The organism is Nonomuraea sp. NPDC001636, from assembly GCF_040298265.1.
GTDB lineage: Bacteria > Actinomycetota > Actinomycetes > Streptosporangiales > Streptosporangiaceae > Nonomuraea.
In genome coordinates this window covers 189,863-207,225 of sequence record NZ_JBEOZT010000010.1, presented here as the reverse complement: position 1 = coordinate 207,225, position 17,363 = coordinate 189,863, and the positions used below count along the sequence as shown (strand labels likewise).

The window sequence follows — 17,363 nt, the reverse complement described above, 5'->3', positions numbered from 1 at the left end:
GCGCGTGAACGGATCTTCACTTGCCATCCGCCAGCGCTCGCTGGGTGACCCTTCGATCGAGTTCCCGCTGTCCCCGCCGCTGACGAGGGGCTGCCCGCGCACCAGCACCGCTGAGCTCGCCTATCCGGTCGAGGTCGTCTACGACTACGCGCGCCTCGACAAGGGGCTGTTCGACCAGGAGCCGGGGCCGGACATCGCGCGGTGGTCGCCGCTGCTGCCGTCCCTGGAGGCGCCGACGCTGGGCGAGGGCGGGACGCCGCTGCTGGAGTTCGACGGGATCCACGTCAAGGACGAGTCCCAGAACCCGACCTGGTCGCACAAGGACCGGCTGAACCGGGTGGCGGTCAGCGCGGCCCTGGCGGAGGGGGCGGCGGGGGTGGTGGTGGCCTCGTCCGGCAACCACGGCGCCTCGGCCGCCGCGTACGCCGCCCGCGCCGGGTTGCCCGCCATCGTGCTGGCCTCGGCGGACTCGCCGGCCGGCGTGCAGGAGTTCGTGCGGGCGTACGGGGCCAAGGTGTTCTCCGTGCCGGCGGAGGAGCGGTGGCCGCTGCTGCGGGAGGTCGTGGACCGGCTGGGCTACCACCCGGTCAGCAACCAGACCGTGACCCACACCGGCCACCCGTTCGGCCCGGAGGGCTACAAGACGATCGCGTACGAGCTGTTCCTCCAGCTCCGGCGGGTGCCCGCGGCGGTCTTCGCGCCCACCGGGTACGCCGAGCTGCTGTTCGGGATGTGGAAGGGCTTCACCGAGCTGCGGCTGCTCGGGCTGTCCGGGGACGCGCCGCGGATGTTCTCCTGCGAGCCGGCCGCGGGCGGCCCCAACGCGCGGGCCCTGGCCGAGGGCTCACCCGCGGCGGTCGTCGAGCTGGGAGCCAGCCGGGCGTACGGGATCGCGGGGTCGGTCGGCGGCCACCGGGGCGTGCTGGCGGTGCGCGACAGCGGCGGCGAGGCGGTGCTCGTGACGGACGACGAGATGCGCGCCGCCCAGCGGGACCTGGCGCGCCAGGGCATATGGCAGGAGCTGTCGGGGGCGGCGGGCCTGGCGGGCTACCGGAAGCTGCGCCGGGACTTCGACGGGCCGGTGGTGTGCGTGGGCACGTCGAGCGGGTTCAAGGACATGGGGGTGGGCGAGGTGACCCATCCGGTCCGCACCGGTTTGACGGTGGCCGACCTGACGGACTGACCGCGCCCGGCGGGTCAGGGCTTGAGCAGGATGCGCAGGGGCCCGAGGGTGGTGAAGCCGTGGGCGAGGGCGGCCGACGGGTCGCTCTCGTAGCCGACCAGCGGGCGGCCGGGGAACAGCTCGGCCGCCATCGCCACCGTGCCCTCCCAGGCGGCGGACTCGTCGCAGCCCGAGGCGAAGACGTTCGAGACGCCCGTCGCCGTGCCGCTCGCGTTGAGCGCCGCGCCGCAGACCGCGTCGCCCCCGATGCGGCCGAGCACCAGCCGCACCCGCGGCTCGTCGAGCAGCGCGGGCGGGAACAGGCCGGGCGCGCCGCCGGAGAAGCACGCCTGCGCCCACTCCGCCAGCGCCCTGGGGTCGGCGGCCACCTCCCACACGATCGGGTCGCCGGTGGCCGCCCTGAGGGGACGGCCGGGCGCGTCCGGAGCGGGCCGGGCGATCCACTGGGCGGTGAACAGCACGTCGAAGCCCGGCAGGTCGAGCGTGCCGAAGCTGTCCTTGACCGAGGCGCCCGAGCCCGCGTCGATGTGGCCGAGCACGTCGGCCGGCCCGGCGTCGGGGGAGAGCGTGACGGCGTCGGGGTAGAGGACGGGCGTCCTGGCCGGGTTGGTCCAGGCGAGCGGCCCGAAGACGCCGGGACGGCCGTGCGCCCGGCACATCGTGTCGCACCAGGCGGCGTTGTCGCGGACGGCTTCGTCGATCAAGGTCTGCTCCGGTTGACGCGGCGGGTCGGCGGCGCGGTGAGCGGATCCTCCGGCCATGGATGTTTAGGGTAGCGGCCCCTCATCTCGGCCCGTACGGACCGGTAGCCCTCGCGCCAGAACGAGGCCAGGTCGGCGGTCACCGCCACCGGACGGCCCGCCGGGGACAGCAGGTGGACCAGCAGGGGGACGCCGGCGATCCGCGGCGTCTCCTGCCAGCCGAACAGCTCCTGCGGCTTCACCGCCAGCACCGGCTGCTCGCCGGAGTAGTCGATCCTGATCTGCGAGCCGCTGGGCACCTCGACGCGTTCGGGGGCCACGTTCTCCAGGCGTTCGCTCCACGGGATCAGGCGGCGCAGGGCGGCGGCCACGTCGATGCGTTCGACGTCGGCGCGGCGGCGGGCCCTGGACAGCTCCGGCTCCAGCCACTGGTCGGCCAGGGCGATCAGGTCGTCGGTGGCAGGCCACGGCGGGCCGACCGCGCGGTGGGCGAAGGTCAGGCGGTCCTTGAGGTCCTTCGCCTGCCGCGTCCAGGTCAGGAGGTCTTCGGTGCGCAGGCCGTGCAGGATGGCGGGGCGCACGTCGGCGTCCTTGAGCGGCGTGGCGGACAGCTCGATCGCGCCCAGGCGTTCGACCACGCGGGCCGACACGTCGCCGCGCCGCTCGCCCGGCGGCACCCGCCAGGCGACCTCCTCCTCGACCGTGACGGGCAGGGCCAGCCTGGCGATCTCCTCGTCGATCACCACGGCCTGGCGCACGCGGGCCGAGGCCGAGCCCGTGGGCCGGTCGGCGACGGCGATCGCCAGCCACGGCGCGGTGGACAGCCTGGAGCCCTCGGCGAGCTGGGCCTGCGTGCCGGACGCCATGAGATAGCCGCCGCCGCGCCGTCGCGCCACCCGTTCCGGGAACGCCAGCGCCACCGCCATCCCGGCCAGCGCGTCGTCGCTCACCTGCCGTACGTCCGACCCCTGGCCGCAGGCGCGGGCGAGGCGTCTGGTCTCCTGGCGCCAGCGGGCCGCGAAGCCGGTGCCGCCGCTGCGGGCCGCACGCCAGACCTCCGCGAGGTCGTCGCCCGCGTCCCTGGGCAGTTGCTCCGACAGCAGCGCCACCACCTCGGCGGCCCGCGGGCCGAGGTCGAGCAGGGCCCTGGCCAGGCGGGGATGCACGCCGGCGAGCGCCATGCGCCGCCCGCGGCCGGTCACCCGGCCGGCCTCCAGCGCGCCCAGCGCCTCAAGGGTGCGGACGGCGGCCGCCATCGCGGCGGGCGGCGGCCGGTCGAGCAGGGCCAGGCCGGCCGCGTCCGCGTCGCCCCAGCAGGCCGCCTGGAGGGCGAACCCGGTCAGGTCGGCCAGCGCGATCTCCGGCCGCGCGTGGTCGGCCAGGCGTTCGTGCTCGGCCGAGGTCCAGCAGCGGTAAACGGCCCCGGGGGCCTCCCGCCCGGCGCGGCCGGCCCGCTGGTCGGCGGACGCCTTCGAGACCCTGACCGTGGTGAGCGAGCCGAGCCCCCTGGCGTGGTCGGTACGGGGTTCGCGGGCCAGCCCCGAGTCCACCACCACGCGGACGCCCGGCACCGTCAGGCTCGACTCGGCCACCGACGTGGCCAGCACGACCCGGCGGCCGGCCCCGGGCGACAGGACGGCGTCCTGGACGCGGGCCGGCGCCTGGCCGTGCACCTGGAGCACGTCGAGGTCGCCCAGCATCCCGGCGACCCGGGCGATCTCCCCCACGCCGGGCAGGAAGCACAGCACGTCGCCGTCGCGCTCGGCGTACGCCCGCCGGACGACCGAGGCCACGTGCGACAGCAGCGCCGGATCGACGCGCAGGCCGTGGGGCGGCGCGACCGGACGCTCCGGCGGCGCCCACACGGTCTCCACGGGATGGGCCGTCCCCGAGGCGGCCACCACGGGCCCGCCGATCAGCCGCGACCAGGGGGCCGCGTCGGCGGTCGCGGAGGTGGCCAGCAGCCGCAGGTCGGGACGGAGCGTCTCGCGCACGTCGAGCAGGAACGCGAGGGCGATGTCGGCGTCGAGATGGCGTTCGTGGCACTCGTCGAGCACGACCGCGTCGACCCCGGCGAGCTCCTGGTCGCGCTGGAGCCGCTGGAGCAGCACGCCGGTGGTGACGACCTCGACCATGGGGTTGGCCCCGGTGTGCCGCTCGCCGCGGATCGTGTAGCTGACGCCCATGCGCCGGGCCGCCGCGCGGACGGCCAGCCGCCGGGGCTCGGCGACCAGCACCCGCAGCCCGGTCCCGGCCAGTGCCAGGGGCACGACCGTGGTCTTGCCCGTGCCGGGCGGCGCGGTGAGCACCGCCGTGCCGTGGCGCTCCAGCGTGGCGAGCAGCTCGGGGAGCGCGTCGTGGATCGGCAGCCGGTCAGGCAGGGGCATGCGAGGCCGACAACACGGAGTCGAGCAGACCGGGGAAACGTTCGTCGAGGTCGCCGCGGCGCAGGCTGATGTACTTCAGCCGGCCCTCCTGCTTGGAGACGATCACGCCGGCCTCGCGCAGCGAGCGGTAGTGGTGGGACGCCGTCGACTTGTGGACGCCGAGATGGTCGCCCGCGGCGGTGCACGTCATCTCGCCGAGGGTGGCCAGGCGGACCACGATCTCCAGCCGGACGGGGTCGGCGAGCGCACGCAGGACCTCGGTGAGCTGGATGTCCTCCTTCGCGGGGTGCGGTAGCAGGCGCATGGTGGCACCCTACCTCGCTCTGATTGTTTGACAACTATCCAACTGTAATGACAGTTTGATGCCCGTCCAACTAATTGGCTGGAGGTTCCATGAGTTCCCGGCTCTATCCCCTTGCTGCCGGAAATTTCGCCATCGGTACTGGCATGTTCGTCACCGCCGGGCTGCTCACCCCCATCTCCGCGGACCTCGGGATCTCCACGTCCGCCGCCGGGCAGCTCATGACCGTGTTCGCCCTGGCGTACGCGCTGCTGTCCCCGTTGCTGGCCGCGCTCACCGCCCGCCTGTCGCGCAGGCGGCTGCTGCTGCTGGCGCTGGCCGTGTTCGTCGCGGGCAACGTGCTGACCGCGCTGGCTCCGACGTACCCGCTGGTCATGGCCACGCGGGTGGTGGCCGCGGCCGGGGCGGCGATGTTCACCCCGACCGCCTCGGGCGTGGCCAACGCGCTGACCTCGCCCGAGCGGCGCGGGCGGGCGCTGGCGCTGGTGATGGGCGGGCTGAGCGTCTCCTCGGCCGTCGGCGTGCCGCTGGGCACCTGGCTGGGCTCGGTCTCGGGCTGGCGGGCGACGATGTGGCTGGTCGTCGGGCTCGGCGTGATCGGCTTCGCCGGGGTGGCGGCGCTCGTGCCGGACGTCAGGGTCGCCGTGTCGGGACGGCTCGGCGAGCGGTTCGCGCCGCTGGCCGACCGGCGGGTGCTGGTGGTGCTGGTCACCCAGCTGCTGATGTTCGGCGCCGGGTTCACCGCCTACACCTACATCGGGTCGCTGTTCGACCTGCCGCTGCCGGCCGTGCTGTGGGCGTGGGGACTCGGCGGCATCGTGGGCAACCAGCTCGGCGGCCGCCTCACCGACGCCTACGGGCCGCGCAGGATGGTGCTGATCGGCCTGGCCGCCTCCACGGTCTTCATGGCCCTGATCCCCGTCGCCAACCTGGCCCTGCCGATCGCGCTGGTCTGGGCGTTCCTGTGGGGCGCGCTCGGCTGGCTGGTGGCGCCGGCCCAGCAGTTCAGGACGGTGGCCGCGGTGCCGGACAACGTGCCGATCGGGCTCGGCCTGCTGTCGTCCGCCCAGTACGTCGGCCTGTTCGCGGCCGGCATCGCGGGCGGCGTGGCCCTGGACGCCTACGGCCGGACCGGGGTGGTCGTGCTGGCCACCGGGCTCGGCGTGGCGGCGCTGCTGTTCACCCTGGCGACCTACCCCCGGGCGGCGGCGATCTCGTCGAACGAGAGCGTGCCCGTCAGGTAACGCTGGACGTTGGGCGCGGCCCCGCCGCCCCGCGCACGCCGGTGGCCGTCTGATCTTCTCCGTCCCGGAGGTGACCTGCGGTCGCCCCGCAGGCGGACGACGGGTGGCGGCGGCGGCACGTACCGTCGCCGCCATGTTCAGGAACCAGGTGACCTTCCGCCGCGTCGCGGCGGGCACGTTGCTCATCGCGGCCCCGCTCCTGCAGTTCGTGGCCGTCGTCATCGACCCCGGCACGTGGGGCGACACCCGCGAGGCGGTCAGCTACGGCGACAACCCCGCGCTGGCCCAGGCCGAGTCGGCGCTCTATCACTGGAGCTGGATGCTCATGGGCCTGGCGGCCGTCGCCCTGGTGCACCTCACCAGGCGCAAGGCCACCGTGCTCGGCCACATCGCCGGGGCGGCGACGGCCATCGGCTACATCTCGACGTCGGCCCTGTTGATGATGGACCCCGTCGAGTGGTGGCTGGGCCGGCACAATCCGCCGGAGCAGGCGCAGAAGATCCTCGACGAGATGCTGAACCTGCCCGGCGTGATCTTCGGCTTCCAGATGCCGTGGATGTTCTTCGCCGTGCTGGGCCTGCCGCTGCTGGTCGTCGCCGTGTGGCGGGCCGGGTTCGTCGGCTGGTGGGTGCCGCTGCTGGTCTTCGTCGGGTACGTCGTGTCCTTCCCCATCGAGTACGGCCCCGTGACCGTGCTGTTCTGGGCCCTGCCCGTCGCCGGCCTCGGCTGGACCGGTCTGAAGGTGCTGCGCATGGGCGACGAGGCGTGGGCGGCCTACTACCCCTCGCCCGCCCTCGACCGGACGGCCGTGTCGGCCTAGGCCTGGGCCGGGATCCAGCCCAGGGTGACCGCCAGGATGACGAGGAAGCCGAGCAGGATGCGGTAGATCACGAACGCGGTGAACCGGTGGGTGCTGATGTACTTCAGGAACCAGGCCACCGCCGCGTAGCCGACGGCGAACGAGATCAGCGTCGCCAGGATGGTGGGCCCCCACGCGGGGGCCTGCCCCTCGCCGATGTCCTTCAGCTCGAACGCGCCGGAGGCCAGCACGGCGGGGATGGCCAGCAGGAACGAGTATTTGGCGGCGTCCTCGCGGCGGTAGTCGAGCAGCAGGCCCGCCGTGATCGTGCCGCCCGAGCGGGAGACGCCCGGGATGAGGGCCAGCGCCTGCGCGAAGCCGTAGACGATGGCGTGGGTGAAGCTGAGGTGCTTCTCCAGCGTCAGCTTGTTGCGCGCGGTGCGGTCGGCGAACCACAGGATGCAGCCGAAGACGATCAGCGTCGTGCCCACCAGCCGCAGGTCGCGGAAGACGGTCTCGATCTGGTCCTTGAACACCAGGCCCAGCACGCCGATCGGGAGCGTGCCGACGATGACGTACCAGCCCATGCGGGCCGCCCAGTGGCCGCGCAGCTCCCGGTCGAACAGCGAGCGGACCCAGGTGGAGATGATCTCCCACAGTTCCTTGCGGAAGTAGATGAGCACCGCGGCCTCGGTGCCGAGCTGGATGACCGCCGTGAAGGCCGCCCCTGGGTCCTGCCAGCCGAAGAAGGCCGAGACCACACGGATGTGGGCGCTGGAGGAGATCGGCAGGAACTCCGTGAGCCCCTGGATGAGCCCCAGCACCACCGCTTCGAGCCAGCCGATCACGACTACACCTTCCGGTTACGGGAGTGACCAGGGTGAGGTTAGCGGAAACGGGGGCCGCGCAGTTGCCCGCCCAGCAGGTTGAGCGGGCCGGGGGAGAGCCGGCCCGTCCTCAGCGTCCGGCCCACGCCGCGGCGCCGGCCCTGGCGTAGTCGGCGAAGTCGCGGGCCGGACGGCCCAGCGCCTCCCGGACGCCGTCCGTCACGTGGGCGTTGCGGCCGTCGAGCACCTCGGTGAACAGCCCGGTCAGGCCCTCGGCCTCCTCCTTCGGCACGCCCGCCGCCACCGCCCCGGCCACGTACTCCTCCGGCGTGACCTCGATCGAGGTGATCGTGCGGCCCGTGGCCTTCGACAGCTCGGCCGCCGCGTCGGCGAACGTCAGCAGCCTCGGTCCGGTGAGCTCGTACAGGCGGCCCGCGTGGCCGTCCTGGGTGAGGGCGGCCACGGCCACGTCGGCGATGTCGTCGGCGTCCACGAACGGCTCGGGCACGTCGGCCACCGGGATCGCCAGCACGCCGTCGAGGACCTGGTCGAGCAGGAAGCCCTCGCTGAAGTTCTGCATGAACCAGCCGCAGCGCACGATCGTCCAGTCGAGGCCGGACTCCCGCACGGTCCGCTCGCTCGCCTCGGCCCCCGGCTCGCCCCGGCCCGACAGCAGCACCAGCCGCCGCACCCCGGCGTCCGCGGCGAGCCGGGTGAGCTCCCGGACGTCCTCGTACGCGCCGGGCAGCGCCAGGTCGGGGTAGTAGGCCACGTACACGGACTCGACGCCGTCGAGCGCGGCGGCCCAGGTGGAGCGGTCCGCCCAGTCGAAGGACGGCGTGGCCGAGCGGGAGCCGATCCGCACGGGGAGGCCGAGAGAGGTGAGCCGGTCAGCGACACGGCGGCCGGTCTTGCCGGTTCCGCCCAGAACCAAAATCGTCATGCATCCAGTAAGCCGTCATACCCATAAGACTCTCCATGGTTGAGAAGCGCATTGGCATATGCGATCGTCTAGCCCATGGATCAGCTCGCGGCATTGCTCGACGGACCGAGAGCGCGGAGCGCCTTCCTGCTCCGGTCCATCCTCGACCCGCCGTGGTCGATGCGCATCCAGGACGAGGCCCCGCTCACGCTGGTGGCCCTGGTGGCCGGTGAGGCGTGGGTGCTGCCGGACAAGGGCGAGCCGGCCCGCCTCGAACCCGGGCAGGTGGCCATCCTGCGGGGGCCGGAGCCGTACGTGGTGGCCGACGCCCCCGGCACCGCGCCGCAGATCGTCATCCACCCCGGCCAGCGCTGCACCACCGTCGACGGCGAGTCGCTGTACCAGTCGATGGACCTCGGCGTGCGCACCTGGGGCAACGACCCGGCGGGCGGCACCGTGCTGATCACCGGCACGTACACGCTGGAGGGCGAGGTCAGCAGGCGCCTGCTCGACGCGCTGCCCCAGCTCCTCGTGCAGCCCGGCGGGCCGGTCATCGCGCTGCTCGGCGCCGAGATCGTCAAGGACGACCCGGGCCAGTCCGCGGTGCTCGACCGGCTGCTCGACCTGCTGCTGATCGCCGTGCTGCGGTCGTGGTTCGCCACGCACGAGGCGCCCGCCTGGTACCGCGCGATGGGCGACCCGATCGTGGGCAGGGCGATGCGGATGTTGCACAACAACCCCGCCCACCCCTGGACGGTCGCCGCCCTCGCCGCCGAGGTGGGGGTCTCCAGGGCGGCGCTGGCCAGGCGGTTCACCGACCTGGTGGGGGAGCCGCCGATGTCCTTCCTCACCGACTGGCGGCTCGCCCTCGCCGCCGACCTGCTGCGCGAGCCCGACGCCACGATCGGCTCGGTGGCCAGGAAGGTCGGCTACGGCAGCCCGTTCGCGCTCAGCGCGGCCTTCAAGCGCGTACGCGGCGTCAGCCCCCAGGAGCACCGGGCCGGAGCGGCGAGGTGAAGCCCCTGCTGCTGCTCGACGTCGACGGCGTGCTCAACCCGATGGGCCGCCCCACGCCCGACTTCCGGCGCTACCGCTGCACGATCGGCACCGACGTCTACACCGTGCACCTCAACCCCCGCCACGGCCGCCGGCTGCTCGACCTGGCCCTGACCACGGGCGCCGAGCTGGTCTGGGCCACCACCTGGGAGCAGCACGCCAACGAGTGGATCTCGCCCAGGATCGGCCTGCCCACGCTCCCGGTCATCACCATGGGCCCCGGGCGGACCCGTACCGAGCACGGCGAGATGTTCAAGACGCCGCACGTCGCCGCGTACGCCGGGCGGCGGCCGTTCGTGTGGTTCGACGACCAGGTGTGGGCGCAGGACGAGCAGTACCTCAGGGTGCATCAGGGTCTGGAGAATTTCCTGTTGATCCACGTCGATCCCAGACATGGACTGACCAGGGAACATCTGGGCATGGCTCATGAGTGGCTGACCCTTACAGGGTTTTCTCAGGGTCCCTAGCGGGATATCGGCGGCACTGCTGTCCGTTTCACCGGTAGGTCATCACGACACGGAGGAACAGCATGTACCGCTCAAGGGAGCACAGGATTCTGGCCGGCGTCTGCGGCGGGCTCGCCGACAAGATGGGGCTGCCCCCGACCCTCGTCCGCATCCTCTGGCTGCTGCTGTCGCTCATTCCCGGCCCGCTCTGGGTGGTCTACGTCGCCATGTGGATCCTCATCCCGGAGGAGCCGAGGGGCTACTCCCACTGACGCGTCCGCCGGCTCGCCGAACCATCGCGTGAGCGCCGCCTCGGCGGGCTCCGCGCAGGGTTCGGCCCAGGCCACGTAACCGTCGGGCCGCACCAGCAGCCCGCGGTCGCCGGGCACCACGTCCACCCGATCGGCCCAGCGCGCCCCCGCGGCGAGCAGGGCCGGGCGGCCTCGGGGACGGTCATGAGCTGGGCGAACAGGTCGCGCAACCGGGTCGTCCCGGGTCCCGGCCCACGCCGCGCCGGCTGGCCGAGCTCCCGGCGCTCATCAGGCCGCTGACCGAGGCGGGATTCACCGGCGAGCAGGCGGTCAGGGCGCTGATCGCGGTCGGCAGGTTCGCCCTCGGCTGGCGATCGACGAGCGCGGCCCGGCCGTGCCGCTCGACGCGCGGCCCGTGGAGGACCCCGACGGCGACTTCGAGTTCGGGCTGCGTGCGCTGGTGTCCGGGATGCGTCTTATCCTCGAAGGATGAGGGCAAGGCCGCTGACACTTCTCCAGGACGATCTGGTCGACTACGACACGGCGATGGAGCGCATGACCGACCTCGTCGGCCAGCGCCAGCGGGACGAACGGCCGGACACGCTCTGGCTGCTCAGCCACCCGCCCGTCTACACCGTCGGCCGGCGCACCCCCGCCGAGCACCTGCCCGACCCCGCGCGCGGCATCCCCGTGCTGGAGACCGGGCGCGGCGGGCAGCTCACCTACCACGGCCCCGGCCAGCTCGTGGGCTACCTCATCGTCAAGCTCGGCGAGGACGAGGGCATCGTCGACTACGTGCGGGAGGTGGAGCTGCGCCTGGTCGAGGCGCTGGGCAAGCTCGGCCTGCCCGCCGAGCGGCGTGACACCCCGCCGGGCTCGGAGCTGCTGACCGGCGTCTGGACGTCCGCGACCGGCCGCAAGATCATCTCGATCGGCATGCGCCAGAGCAGGGGCGTCACCAGCCACGGGTTCGCGCTCAACGTCGACGGCGACCTCACCCCCTGGAACTGGGCGGTGGCCTGCGGCATGCCCGACGTGGACATGACCTCGCTCAAGCGCGAGCTGGGCGACATCACCATGCAGGACGTGCGGCCCGCCGTGGCCGCCGCCTTCGAGGCGTCCTGACCGCTCAGCGGGGAGTGGTCAGCCCGGCCACGACCATGCGCTTGAGCAGGTCGTAGCTGTCGTCGAGCAGCTCGGGCAGGCCGAACCCGCCCGACGCCTCCAGCACCGCGAACCCGTGCGCCGTCGCGCGCAGGCAGCGGGCCGCGTGGATCGCGTCGGAGCCCTCCAGCCCGTAGCCGCGCAGCGCCGCGAGCATGATGTCCATCAGGCGCTCGCCCGGGGCCCGCATGCCGGGGTGCGGCTGCTGGATGACCATCGCGTAGCGGTGCGGGTGGCGGGTGACGTAGGCGCGCCAGGCGTCCATGAGCGCGCCGACGGCCTCGTCGCGGGAACGGCCCAGCACCGCCTGGGCCAGTTCGTCGGTGATCTTGTCGGTGATCCGCACCGACAGCAGCTCGCGCAGCTCGGCCAGGTTGCGCACGTGCTTGTACAACGACGGCGTCGCGACCCCGGCGCGGGCCGCCAGCGCCGAGAGGGTCAGGGCCTCGGGCCCGTTCTCGTCCACCAGGCACACCGCCAGGTCTACGACCGCGTCCGGGGACAGCGCCGCCCTAGGCATGGACGCGCTCCTTGACGAACGCCAGCACCTCGGCGGCCACCTGGGCCGGGAACTGGGCGTGCGGGTAGTGGCCGGCGCCCTCGATCATGGCGATCCGGCCGCGCCCGGCGGGCATGGCGGCCACGACGCCCTCCGCCTCGGCGCGCGGGTCGGCCCAGTCGGGGTCGAGCGTGCCCATCACGACCAGCACGTCACGGGTCAGGTCGGGCAGCCGCGCGCCGGCGTCGGTGGGGGGGACCTGGCCCATCTTGGAGACCACGGCCATCCGGCCGGGCCGGCGCAGGTCGGCTTCGAGCGCCGCGATGTGCTCGGCGTGGTCGGCGGGCTTGACGCCGGGCATGGCGTGGTCGAGGTACTTCTTCCACAGCCCGATGCTGCGCAGGAGCGCCGCGCCGAGCAGCAGCATGGCCCCCTTGCGATGGCGGGCGTTGCGCAGCAGGCCGCCGCCGTCGATCTTCTGCACCCGGGTGAAAGGCCCGATCTCCACCACGGCGCTGACCAGCTCGGGCGCCTGCGCGGCGGCGATCGTGACGGCCCCGCCCGCGAACGAGTGGCCCACCAGGACCGCCGGGCCGCCCAGGTGGCGGACCAGCGCGAGCAGGTCGCCCGCGACGTCGGTGCGGGTGTAGGAGGGCCAGTCGCGGCTGGACTCGCCGTGGCCGCGCAGGTCGGGGGTCGCCACCCGGAAACCCGCCGCCACCAGCTCGGGCACCAGGAACCTGAACGACTGCCGCCCGACGCCCATGCCGTGCGCCAGCACCATCAGCGGCCCTTCGCCGGTCACGTCGTAGGCGAGCTGTCCACCCTCGACCGTCAGGAACTCCGTCATGTCCAACCCCTCTCGGCTAACTCTTATAGCCCTAAAGCTAAACCCTTTAGCCAATGGGTGTCAAGCAGCAAAAAGGCGGGCACGGCCGGATCGGCCGTGCCCGCCCACAGGGGTGGTCAGGAGATCGGCACCTCGTCGATCGTGCGGCGCGGGCCGGTGAACCAGTGCCTGGCCGACAGGCTCCACCACAACCAGATGCCGATCAGCACGACGCCGACCGCGATCGGCGCGTAGTTGACCGACGTCCAGGTGAAGTCCTTGTTGCCCGGGACGCCGGCCGGGGAGAACGGCATGACGAAGTAGATCGACACGATGACGATCTCGACGCAGGCGATCCAGCCCAGCACCCGGTACTTGCGGCCGAGCGTCCACGGGCCGGGACGGAAGGCGTCGCCCATGCGCAGGCGCAGCCAGATCGGGATGAGGAACGCCAGGTAGAGGCCGATGACCGCGATCGACACGACGGCGTAGAAGGCGACCGGGGTCGTCGAGCCGGCCGGGGCGTACAGGGCGGGCAGGGTGATCAGGGCGGCGATGAGGCAGCCGGCCAGGATGGCGTTGACCGGGGTGCGGTTGCGGTCCACCGTCGACCACAGCCGCCAGCCGGGCACCGCGCCGTCGCGCGAGAACGCGTACGTCATGCGCGACATCGAGGTCACGCAGCTCATTCCGCAGAAGAACTGGCCGATCGTGGAGATCGCGAAGATCGCGGTGGCCAGCGGGGAGGAGAGCGCGGTCTCGAAGATGGCGCCGACGAAGCCGGACTGCTTGTTGATCTCGTCCACGTTGGTCGCCGCGAACAGGAACGCCAGCAGCAGGATCCAGCCGCCGATCGCCGAGTAGAAGATCGACTGCCACAGGCCGCGGGCGGCCGTCCTGGCCGCGCCCTGCGTCTCCTCCGACACGTGGGCGCAGGCGTCGAACCCGGTGATCGTGTACTGGGTGAGCAGAAAGCCGAGCGGGAGCACGTACAGCCAGAAGGGCACGCCGCCGTCGCCGTCGCCGAAGCCGGAGTTGTTGATCGTGCCGCCGAACACGAAGCCGAGCGACTGGTGCTCGGACGGCGCGAACACCAGGATCGCCACGATGACGACCGCGCCCGCGACGTGCCACCACACGCTGATGTTCTGCAGCAGCGAGATGAGCCGGTGGCTGAAGATGTTGATGAGCGCGTGCAGGATGAGGATGATCACGAACAGCAGGAACGCCTGGGGGAGCGTCCCCTCCCACGCGCCGCCGGTCAGGCGGCTGATCGTGATGTTGAGGAACGTGGCGCAGCCGTAGTCGACCGACGCGGTGACCGCGATGAGGCCGATCAGGTTGAGCCAGCCGGTGAACCAGCCGTGGATCGGCTTGCCCATGGTGGCGGCCCACCAGTAGATGCCGCCCGCCGTCGGGAACGCCGAGACCAGCTCCGACATGCAGAAACCGATGATCAGGATGAACGCGGAGATCAGCGGCCAGCCCCACGAGATGGCGATGGGGCCGCCGTTGTTCCAGGCCTGCCCGAAGGTCGTGAAGCAGCCGGCGAGGATCGAGATGATGGAGAAGGAGATCGCGAAGTTGGAGAAGCCGCTCCAGGTCCGGGCCAGCTCCTGCTTGTAGCCGAGCTCGGCGAGTCGCCTGGAATCCTCTTCGAGTGACATGAGGTCTCCCTGGGGGGCGCGGAGGACGCTCTGTTTGGTCTAGGTCTAGACCATTTCTTCCCCAGGGACAAGGCGTGACAGACGAGTTTCGCCGTGGTCAGGAGAGACCGTGTCCCGCCGGGCCGATGTCGAGCACGACCTTGCCCGTGACCGTGCGGTCGAGCTGGGCCGCGGCGGCCTCGTCCAGGCGGTCCCACGGCACGCGGCGGCCGATCTCGACGGTCAGGTCGCCCGCGGCCACGAGGCCGAGCAGGAAGGCCAGGTCGGGGCCCGGGGGGCTGACGTCGCCGAAGGAGTTCATCGAGCGGGCGGGGCCGAGGGAGAAGGTCGAGCCGGGCGGGAAGACGGCCGGCTGCCCGGAGGCCCAGCCGATGCTCTGGAGGTTGCCGCCCGGCTTGAGCAGGCCCCAGGCGGCCACCAGGGTCGGGCCGCCGACCACCTCGATCACGACGTCCAAGGGGGCCACGCCGTCCAGGGCGGTCACGACGTCCACGTCCGGGCCGAAGGTCCGGGCGCGGTCGGGGGAGCTCACCGAGGCGACGACGTGGGCCCCGGCCAGCCTGGCGAGCTGCACGGCCAGCGTCCCGACCGAGCCGGACGCCCCCGTCACGAGCACGCGCGAGCCGAGGGCGACGCCGGCGGCGCGTAGTGAGCGCAGGGCGGACAGGCCGGACATCGGCAGGGCGGCGGCCACCGCCAGGTCCACCCCGTCGGGCACCACGGCGAGCGAGCCGGTGTCGAACGCCGCCCGCTCGGCCCATGCCCCCGCCCCGAACGCCGCCACCCGCGTTCCCTCGGCCGGGCCCGTGCCGTCGGCGGCGGGCCGCAGCACCACCCCGGCGGCGTCGTAGCCGAGCACGACGCCCTCCGGCAGGCGGTCCATGTGCCGCAGCTCGCTGAAGTTGACCGACGTCCGCCGCACCTCGACGAGTGCCTGCCCGGCCCCCGGAACGGGCTCGGGGACGTCGGCGAGCCGCCCCACGGCCCCGGGGCCCACCACCAGTGCGCGCATACGAAACCCTCCCGAAAACATGCGGACCGGCGGTCCGCTTCGTTGCCGGGATACTATGGGGACCGACAGTCCGCTTGCAAGGAGGAGCCTTGGTGCGATCAGACGCCACCCGCAACAGGGAGGCGATCCTGCGGGCCGCCGAAGAGCTCCTGGACGCCCACGGCGCCGAGCACATCTCGCTCGACCGGGTGGCCGCGGCGGCCGGGGTGGGCAAGGGCACGGTGTTCCGTCGCTTCGGCAGCAGGACCGGCCTGTTCCAGGAGCTGCTGGCCGAGCGCGCCGCCGCCCTGGCCGAGGCCATCGAGTCGCCCGGCTCGCCGCTCGGGCCGGGGGCGCCGCCGCGGGAGCGGCTGCTCGCGTTCCTGGACGAGCTGGCCGGGCTGGCCGAGCGCAACCTGGCGCTGTTCGCCGCGCACGAACGGGCCTGCGCGGCCGACAAATACCGCGACCCCACCTACCTGCGGTGGCACGCCCACGTGACGGCGCTGGTCGCGGCGGCGGCGCCGGGGCTCGACGCCGAGTTCGCCGCCCACACGTTGCTGGCCTCCTTCGACGCCGACCTCGCCCGGCACGTGATGGCCGAGGGCGGCGCCGACCGGCTCAGGGCCTCGGTGCGCGGCGTCGCCGAGGCCCTGCTGCGCGCCTGAGCCCACCGAGGACTCCCCGAGGGGCGGCCGCGGGCCGGACCGGGGCCGAGCTGACGCGACCGCGGGCCGGCCTCGGGCCGTTGTGCCGGGTTAGGCGGAGAAGGCGTCCGTGGTGGCCTGGCAGAAGGCCTTGAGGTCGTCCGGTTTGCGGCTGGTGACCAGGGTGTTCGGGCCGTCCGTGCAGACCACGACCTCCTGGTCCTTCCAGGTCGCGCCGGCGTTGCGCAGGTCGGTCCGCAGGCTCGGCCAGGACGTGAGCGTGCGCCCGCGCACGACGTCCGCCTCGACCAGCGTCCAGGGGGCGTGGCAGATGGCGGCCACCGGCTTGCCGGCGTCGAAGAAGGCGCGCGCGAACCGGACCGCCTGCGGCACCGTGCGCAGGAAGTCGGGGTTGGCGACGCCCCCGGGAAGCAGCAGGGCGTCGAAGTCGCCGGGGTCGGCGTCGTCCACCGTGGCGTCCACGGCGAAGGTGTCGGCCTTGTCCAGATGGTTGAACGCCTGGATCTTCCCGGAGGACGTCGAGACGAGCCGGGGCGTGCCGCCCGCCTGCTTGACCGCCTGCCACGGCTCGGTGAGCTCGACCTGCTCGACCCCTTCGGGAGCGACCAGGAACGCGATGGTCTTGCCGTTCAACATGACTGTCCCTTCGTTTTCCCCTCCCCTATCCGGACACCGGGGAAGTATGCGCTTGCTACCCCTGGGGGGTATATAGTGAGCCGCGAAGCCGGGAGAAGAGGAGTTCGAACATGGTGATCACCGCGTACCAGGTCGAGGGCATGACCTGTGGCCACTGCGTCAGCTCGGTGCGGGCCGAGGTCGGCAAGGTCGACGGGGTCCAGGCGGTCGAGGTCGACCTCGCGGCCAAGGAGATGGTCGTGACCAGCAGCGCGCCGATCGACCAGGCCGTCATCGAGTCGGCCGTCGTCGAGGCCGGCTACGAGCTGGGCGGCGGCCGCGACCTGCTGCCGCAGGCCGGGTCGTGCTGCGGCTCGGGCGGCTGCCACTGACCCCTCAGGGGGATCGGCGCCGGGCCCACAGGGTGTGCGCGGCGCACGCGGCGGCCGCGCCGACGGCGTACCAGAGCAGGTCGGGCGGGTTGAAGGTGCTGCCCAGCAGCGGCCGCAGGACTGCCGGGATCTCACCGAGCTGGGCGAACTCGATCGCCCAGCTCAGCCCGCCCGACCCCGCCGCGGCGACCCACGGCCGCACCCGCGGCAGCGCCAGCACGACGAGCGCGTAGATCAGTACGGTGTAGAGCGCGTCACCCGCGTATTTGGGCACGGGCCCGTCCCACAGCAGCCGGACGCCGAGCCCGGCCACCACGGTCGCGACGGCGGCGAGGAGAACGGGCAGGCGGGGCACCCGATCACGGTAGTGCCAAGCCTACTGAAAATTTACACCGCAAAAGGAAACGAGAATGAAACAATT

At 72.8% G+C, this 17,363-nt stretch carries 20 protein-coding genes and 1 pseudogene; 9 read left to right on the top strand and 12 right to left on the bottom strand.

The window, feature by feature from the left end; genetic code table 11:
- The first annotated feature begins 4 nt into the window (after positions 1 to 4).
- The gene (locus tag ABT158_RS21185) at positions 5 to 1,183 is read left to right on the top strand and encodes a threonine synthase (RefSeq protein WP_352355727.1); all 1,179 of its coding nucleotides are present in this window, start codon (positions 5 to 7) and stop codon (positions 1,181 to 1,183) included.
- A gap of 14 nt (positions 1,184 to 1,197) precedes the next feature.
- Here ABT158_RS21185 and ABT158_RS21180 read toward each other — a convergent pair whose 3' ends face one another.
- From ABT158_RS21180 to ABT158_RS21170, 3 genes are read right to left on the bottom strand one after another with little or no spacing between them, the layout of a single operon-like run.
- Positions 1,198 to 1,887, bottom strand: coding sequence for a hypothetical protein (locus ABT158_RS21180; RefSeq protein ID WP_352355725.1), 690 nt, complete (start codon positions 1,885 to 1,887; stop codon positions 1,198 to 1,200).
- The gene (hrpB, locus tag ABT158_RS21175) at positions 1,884 to 4,271 is read right to left on the bottom strand and encodes an ATP-dependent helicase HrpB (RefSeq protein ID WP_352355723.1); all 2,388 of its coding nucleotides are present in this window, start codon (positions 4,269 to 4,271) and stop codon (positions 1,884 to 1,886) included. Before hrpB ends, ABT158_RS21180 begins: the two co-directional genes overlap by 4 nt.
- Positions 4,258 to 4,575 (bottom strand): ArsR/SmtB family transcription factor, encoded by a 318-nt coding sequence (locus tag ABT158_RS21170; protein ID WP_352321025.1) that lies wholly within the window; start codon positions 4,573 to 4,575, stop codon positions 4,258 to 4,260. Before ABT158_RS21170 ends, hrpB begins: the two co-directional genes overlap by 14 nt.
- An 89-nt stretch (positions 4,576 to 4,664) precedes the next feature.
- On the opposite strand from ABT158_RS21170, the gene ABT158_RS21165 reads away from it, so the two are divergent.
- Both ABT158_RS21165 and ABT158_RS21160 read left to right on the top strand, forming a co-directional pair.
- Positions 4,665 to 5,816: an MFS transporter gene (locus tag ABT158_RS21165; RefSeq protein WP_352355720.1), complete on the top strand. Its 1,152-nt coding sequence runs from the start codon at positions 4,665 to 4,667 to the stop codon at positions 5,814 to 5,816.
- A 133-nt stretch (positions 5,817 to 5,949) separates the two neighbouring features.
- Entirely contained in the window at positions 5,950 to 6,636 is a 687-nt protein-coding gene (locus tag ABT158_RS21160) for a hypothetical protein (protein WP_352355718.1), read from the top strand.
- Here the strand turns inward: ABT158_RS21160 and ABT158_RS21155 are convergent.
- Together ABT158_RS21155 and ABT158_RS21150 are read right to left on the bottom strand one after the other, a co-directional pair.
- Positions 6,633 to 7,463 carry an undecaprenyl-diphosphate phosphatase gene (locus tag ABT158_RS21155; protein ID WP_352355717.1) on the bottom strand — a complete coding sequence of 277 codons (831 nt, stop codon included), beginning with the start codon at positions 7,461 to 7,463 and terminating at the stop codon, positions 6,633 to 6,635. The genes ABT158_RS21160 and ABT158_RS21155 overlap by 4 nt on opposite strands.
- A 109-nt stretch (positions 7,464 to 7,572) precedes the next feature.
- Positions 7,573 to 8,385 (bottom strand): NAD(P)H-binding protein, encoded by an 813-nt coding sequence (locus ABT158_RS21150; protein ID WP_352355715.1) that lies wholly within the window; start codon positions 8,383 to 8,385, stop codon positions 7,573 to 7,575.
- Positions 8,386 to 8,460: 75 nt separating this feature from the next.
- Between ABT158_RS21150 and ABT158_RS21145 the strand changes: the two genes are divergently transcribed.
- From ABT158_RS21145 to ABT158_RS21135, 3 genes are all read left to right on the top strand, one after another.
- Complete coding sequence (locus ABT158_RS21145) at positions 8,461 to 9,381, top strand: AraC family transcriptional regulator (protein ID WP_352355713.1); 921 nt, start codon at positions 8,461 to 8,463, stop codon at positions 9,379 to 9,381.
- Positions 9,378 to 9,887, top strand: a complete 510-nt coding sequence (locus ABT158_RS21140) for an HAD domain-containing protein (RefSeq protein WP_352355711.1) — start codon at positions 9,378 to 9,380, stop codon at positions 9,885 to 9,887. Before ABT158_RS21145 ends, ABT158_RS21140 begins: the two co-directional genes overlap by 4 nt.
- A gap of 62 nt (positions 9,888 to 9,949) precedes the next feature.
- The gene (locus ABT158_RS21135; protein ID WP_352355709.1) at positions 9,950 to 10,138 is read left to right on the top strand and encodes a PspC domain-containing protein; all 189 of its coding nucleotides are present in this window, start codon (positions 9,950 to 9,952) and stop codon (positions 10,136 to 10,138) included.
- A gap of 21 nt (positions 10,139 to 10,159) precedes the next feature.
- Here the strand turns inward: ABT158_RS21135 and ABT158_RS21130 are convergent.
- A pseudogene (locus tag ABT158_RS21130) lies at positions 10,160 to 10,297 on the bottom strand (aromatic-ring hydroxylase C-terminal domain-containing protein); the annotation flags it as partial.
- Positions 10,298 to 10,606: 309 nt separating this feature from the next.
- Between ABT158_RS21130 and lipB the strand changes: the two are divergent.
- Entirely contained in the window at positions 10,607 to 11,242 is a 636-nt protein-coding gene (lipB, locus tag ABT158_RS21125) for a lipoyl(octanoyl) transferase LipB (protein WP_352355707.1), read from the top strand.
- Between the two features lie 4 nt (positions 11,243 to 11,246).
- Here the strand turns inward: lipB and ABT158_RS21120 are convergent, their stop codons facing one another.
- From ABT158_RS21120 to ABT158_RS21105, 4 genes are all read right to left on the bottom strand, one after another.
- Positions 11,247 to 11,801: a TetR/AcrR family transcriptional regulator gene (locus ABT158_RS21120; RefSeq protein WP_352355705.1), complete on the bottom strand. Its 555-nt coding sequence runs from the start codon at positions 11,799 to 11,801 to the stop codon at positions 11,247 to 11,249.
- A complete protein-coding gene (locus tag ABT158_RS21115) occupies positions 11,794 to 12,630 on the bottom strand; it encodes an alpha/beta fold hydrolase (protein ID WP_352355703.1) in 837 nt (278 codons plus the stop codon). Before ABT158_RS21115 ends, ABT158_RS21120 begins: the two co-directional genes overlap by 8 nt.
- 116 nt (positions 12,631 to 12,746) lie before the next feature.
- On the bottom strand, positions 12,747 to 14,276 hold the full coding sequence (locus ABT158_RS21110; protein WP_352355701.1) for an amino acid permease: 1,530 nt from the start codon (positions 14,274 to 14,276) through the stop codon (positions 12,747 to 12,749).
- Between the two features lie 97 nt (positions 14,277 to 14,373).
- Positions 14,374 to 15,288, bottom strand: coding sequence for a zinc-binding dehydrogenase (locus ABT158_RS21105; protein WP_352355699.1), 915 nt, complete (start codon positions 15,286 to 15,288; stop codon positions 14,374 to 14,376).
- Between the two features lie 92 nt (positions 15,289 to 15,380).
- Between ABT158_RS21105 and ABT158_RS21100 the strand changes: the two genes are divergently transcribed.
- Positions 15,381 to 15,935, top strand: a complete 555-nt coding sequence (locus tag ABT158_RS21100; protein WP_352355866.1) for a TetR/AcrR family transcriptional regulator — start codon at positions 15,381 to 15,383, stop codon at positions 15,933 to 15,935.
- A 90-nt stretch (positions 15,936 to 16,025) separates the two neighbouring features.
- On the opposite strand, the gene ABT158_RS21095 is transcribed toward ABT158_RS21100, so the two are convergent.
- Complete coding sequence (locus tag ABT158_RS21095) at positions 16,026 to 16,571, bottom strand: type 1 glutamine amidotransferase domain-containing protein (RefSeq protein ID WP_352355697.1); 546 nt, start codon at positions 16,569 to 16,571, stop codon at positions 16,026 to 16,028.
- Between the two features lie 110 nt (positions 16,572 to 16,681).
- On the opposite strand from ABT158_RS21095, the gene ABT158_RS21090 reads away from it, so the two are divergent.
- Positions 16,682 to 16,942 carry a heavy-metal-associated domain-containing protein gene (locus ABT158_RS21090; protein ID WP_352355695.1) on the top strand — a complete coding sequence of 87 codons (261 nt, stop codon included), beginning with the start codon at positions 16,682 to 16,684 and terminating at the stop codon, positions 16,940 to 16,942.
- A gap of 4 nt (positions 16,943 to 16,946) precedes the next feature.
- Here the strand turns inward: ABT158_RS21090 and ABT158_RS21085 are convergent, their stop codons facing one another.
- Positions 16,947 to 17,297, bottom strand: a complete 351-nt coding sequence (locus ABT158_RS21085) for a ribosomal maturation YjgA family protein (protein ID WP_352355693.1) — start codon at positions 17,295 to 17,297, stop codon at positions 16,947 to 16,949.
- Positions 17,298 to 17,363 lie beyond the last annotated feature (66 nt).

Bases quoted from the DNA above. Each gene is read 5' to 3' on its own strand.
- ABT158_RS21150 (WP_352355715.1), bottom strand. From the start codon at position 8,385: ATGACGATTTTGGTTCTGGGCGGAACCGGCAAGACCGGCCGCCGTGTC.
- hrpB (WP_352355723.1), bottom strand. From the start codon at position 4,271: ATGCCCCTGCCTGACCGGCTGCCGATCCACGACGCGCTCCCCGAGCTG.
- ABT158_RS21095 (WP_352355697.1), bottom strand. From the start codon at position 16,571: ATGTTGAACGGCAAGACCATCGCGTTCCTGGTCGCTCCCGAAGGGGTC.
- ABT158_RS21105 (WP_352355699.1), bottom strand. From the start codon at position 15,288: ATGCGCGCACTGGTGGTGGGCCCCGGGGCCGTGGGGCGGCTCGCCGAC.
- ABT158_RS21145 (WP_352355713.1), top strand. From the start codon at position 8,461: ATGGATCAGCTCGCGGCATTGCTCGACGGACCGAGAGCGCGGAGCGCC.
- ABT158_RS21160 (WP_352355718.1), top strand. From the start codon at position 5,950: ATGTTCAGGAACCAGGTGACCTTCCGCCGCGTCGCGGCGGGCACGTTG.
- ABT158_RS21135 (WP_352355709.1), top strand. From the start codon at position 9,950: ATGTACCGCTCAAGGGAGCACAGGATTCTGGCCGGCGTCTGCGGCGGG.
- ABT158_RS21165 (WP_352355720.1), top strand. From the start codon at position 4,665: ATGAGTTCCCGGCTCTATCCCCTTGCTGCCGGAAATTTCGCCATCGGT.
- ABT158_RS21090 (WP_352355695.1), top strand. From the start codon at position 16,682: ATGGTGATCACCGCGTACCAGGTCGAGGGCATGACCTGTGGCCACTGC.
- ABT158_RS21110 (WP_352355701.1), bottom strand. From the start codon at position 14,276: ATGTCACTCGAAGAGGATTCCAGGCGACTCGCCGAGCTCGGCTACAAG.
- ABT158_RS21115 (WP_352355703.1), bottom strand. From the start codon at position 12,630: ATGACGGAGTTCCTGACGGTCGAGGGTGGACAGCTCGCCTACGACGTG.
- lipB (WP_352355707.1), top strand. From the start codon at position 10,607: ATGAGGGCAAGGCCGCTGACACTTCTCCAGGACGATCTGGTCGACTAC.
- ABT158_RS21170 (WP_352321025.1), bottom strand. From the start codon at position 4,575: ATGCGCCTGCTACCGCACCCCGCGAAGGAGGACATCCAGCTCACCGAG.
- ABT158_RS21120 (WP_352355705.1), bottom strand. From the start codon at position 11,801: ATGCCTAGGGCGGCGCTGTCCCCGGACGCGGTCGTAGACCTGGCGGTG.